This is a genomic window from Delftia sp. ZNC0008, assembly GCF_000799035.1.
Classification (GTDB): domain Bacteria; phylum Pseudomonadota; class Gammaproteobacteria; order Burkholderiales; family Burkholderiaceae_C; genus Comamonas; species Comamonas tsuruhatensis.
In genome coordinates, this window is sequence record NZ_JTKZ01000228.1 from 1 (window position 1) to 2,532 (window position 2,532).

Below are 2,532 nucleotides of genomic sequence, written 5' to 3' on the forward strand. Positions count from 1 at the left end.
CGTGCAGCGAGTCGCGCAGCTCCTCGATCTGGCCCAGCAGCCGCACGGCCTCGCGGGCAAAGCGCTCGCCCTCGGGCGTCAGCGCCAGGCGCCGCGCGCTGCGGTTGGCCAGGGACAGGCCCAGTTCGGCCTCCAGCCGGCGCAGGCGCATGGACAGTGCAGGCGGTGTCACGTCAAGCGCACGGGCCGCCGCGCTCAGCGAGCTTTCGCGCAGCAAGGCGGCGGCAAGCTGCAGGTCTTCGATGGCAATCATTCAATTTGCCTTAACGATTGATGACGGCGGATTTAACCACGACCATGGTCTTGGTCCGTACAGTGCCAAGGCATGAACACCCCATACCCCACCTCTGCCGCATGGCCCCGGGCCGTGCTCTTCGACCTGCTGACCGCCTTGCTGGACTCCTGGACCGTCTGGAATGCGGCCGCCGGCAGCGAGGCTGCCGGGCGCGACTGGCGCGCCGAATACCTGCGCCTGACCTATGGCTGCGGCGCCTACCAGCCCTATGAGGACCTGGTGCGCACGGCGGCCCGCAACCGGGGCCTGCCCGAGGCGGTGGCCGACAGGCTGGAGGCGCAATGGGAGCAGCTGCAGCCCTGGGATGGCGCACGCGAGCTGCTGGCCGCCCTGCGCCCGCACTGCCGCCTGGCCGTGGTGACCAATTGCTCCGAGCGCCTGGGTCAACGTGCCGCCGCGCTGCTGGGCGTGGATTGGGATGTGGTGGTGACCTCGGAAGCAGCAGGCTTCTACAAGCCCGACCCCCGGCCCTACCAGCTGGCGCTGGACCGGCTGGGGCTGCCTGCGGGCCAGGCCGCCTTCGTGGCCGGATCGGGCTATGACCTGTTCGGCACCTCGGCCGTGGGCCTGCGTACCTTCTGGCACAACCGCGTGGGCCTGTCGCGGCCCACGGGCGCGCCGCAGGCCGAGGCCGAAGCACCCACGCTGGCGCCGGCACTGCCCTGGCTCAGGGACTTTTCCCTGCAGCAGGGTTGAACCCCGAGGGTGCAGCCGGTGCTGTGCCCGCCCTCCTATCCTGTCCACCCTTGTGAGGAGCCTGCCATGCAGCTGCGTCCAGCCCTGCCGTTGTCCCTTGTGTCCGCATTCCCGGTCCTGTCCATCGTCTGTGCCATGGCGTGGAGCCAGGGAGCCCTGGCGCAGGCCGGCGCTGCCTTTCCGGCCAGGCCGGTCACGCTGGTCGTGCCGTTTCCCCCGGGAGGCCCCAGCGATGCGCTGGCCCGTGCCGTGGCTCAGAAGATGGGGGAGCATCTGGGCCAACCCCTGGTGATCGAGAACCTGGGTGGCGCCAATGGAACCATCGGCCTGAACCAGGCGCGCAAGGCTGCCGCCGACGGCTACACCCTGTCCTTTGGCGGCATAGGCACGCATGTGGTCAATGTGGCCTTGTACCGCAAGCTGCCCTATGACCCCGTGGCCGACTTCGCCCCTGTGGGACCTGCGGGCGCGGCGCCCATGCTGCTGCTGGCGCGTGCCAATCTGCCGGCCTCCGACCTGCGCCAGTTCGCCGACTGGCTCAAGCGCAACCAGGCCGCAGCCTCCTATGGCAGCGCCGGCGTGGGCTCGATATCGCACTATGGGTGCGTGCTGCTGCTGTCGGCGCTGGGCCAAAGCCCCACCCATGTTCCCTATCGCGGGATCGCGCCTGCCATGAACGATCTCATGGGCGGACAGACCGATTTCATGTGCGACCAGACGACGACGGCGCTACCGCAGATCGCGGGCGGCCGCATCAAGGCGATTGCGGTGCTGGGAACACAGCGCCTGGCTCAGCTGCCGGGCACGGCGGCCAGCGCCGAGGCCGGCCACCCCCTGCAGGCGCGCTCATGGAACGCGATCTTCGCACCACGCGGCACGCCGCCGGCGGTGCTCGCGCGGCTGACGCGGTCGCTGCAGCACGCCATGGGCGATGCGGGCCTGCGCGCACAGATGGCCGCGCTGGGGGTGGAGCTGCCGTCGCCCGAGCAGGCCGTGCCGGCCACGGTCTCCGCCTTGATCGAACAGGGACTGCGCAACGACGTGCCTGCCCTCAAGGCCAAAGGCCAATACCTGGATTGACGATGGAGAGAGAAACACCATGCAAGACACACTTCTGACCCTGGACACGCCCGCTGCCGTGATCGACCTCTCACGCATGCAGCGCAACATCCACCGCATGCAGCAGCGCATGGACGCGCAGGGCGTGCGCCTGCGCCCCCATGTGAAGACCAGCAAGAGCGTGCCCGTGGCCGCCGCGCAGCGCGCGGCCGGGGCCTCGGGCATCACGGTCTCCACCCTGAAGGAGGCCGAGCAGTTCTTTGCCGCTGGCACCACCGACATCCTCTATGCAGTCAGCATGGCGCCGCACCGCCTGCCGCAGGCCCTGCAACTGCGCCGGCGCGGCTGCGATCTCAAGCTCATCGTGGACAGCGTGGCGGCGGCCCAGGCCATTGCCGCGTTCGGCCGCGAACAGGGCGAGGCCTTCGAGGTATGGATAGAGATCGACACCGACGGCCACCGCTCCGGCGTGGGCGACGCGG

General features: G+C 69.7%; 4 protein-coding genes. 3 read left to right on the forward strand and 1 reads right to left on the reverse strand.

Annotation, left to right across the window (positions count from 1 at the left end; all coding sequences use genetic code 11):
* Positions 1-253 (reverse strand): helix-turn-helix domain-containing protein (locus L995_RS07590; protein WP_047470689.1); only part of this gene is annotated, 253 nt, incomplete at its 3' end.
* Between the two features lie 72 nt (positions 254-325).
* Here L995_RS07590 and L995_RS07595 point away from each other — a divergent pair.
* From L995_RS07595 to L995_RS07605, 3 genes are all read left to right on the forward strand, one after another.
* Positions 326-991 (forward strand): HAD family hydrolase, encoded by a 666-nt coding sequence (locus L995_RS07595; RefSeq protein ID WP_016449108.1) that lies wholly within the window; start codon positions 326-328, stop codon positions 989-991.
* A 66-nt stretch (positions 992-1,057) separates the two neighbouring features.
* Positions 1,058-2,071, forward strand: a complete 1,014-nt coding sequence (locus L995_RS07600) for a tripartite tricarboxylate transporter substrate binding protein BugD (protein ID WP_016452041.1) — start codon at positions 1,058-1,060, stop codon at positions 2,069-2,071.
* Positions 2,072-2,090: 19 nt separating this feature from the next.
* A partial coding sequence (locus L995_RS07605; protein WP_047470691.1) for an alanine racemase occupies positions 2,091-2,532 on the forward strand: 442 nt, incomplete at its 3' end.

Excerpts from the sequence above, each read along its gene's own strand:
- L995_RS07595 (WP_016449108.1), top strand. The coding sequence starts at position 326 with ATGAACACCCCATACCCCACCTCTGCCGCATGGCCCCGGGCCGTGCTC.
- L995_RS07600 (WP_016452041.1), top strand. The coding sequence starts at position 1,058 with ATGCAGCTGCGTCCAGCCCTGCCGTTGTCCCTTGTGTCCGCATTCCCG.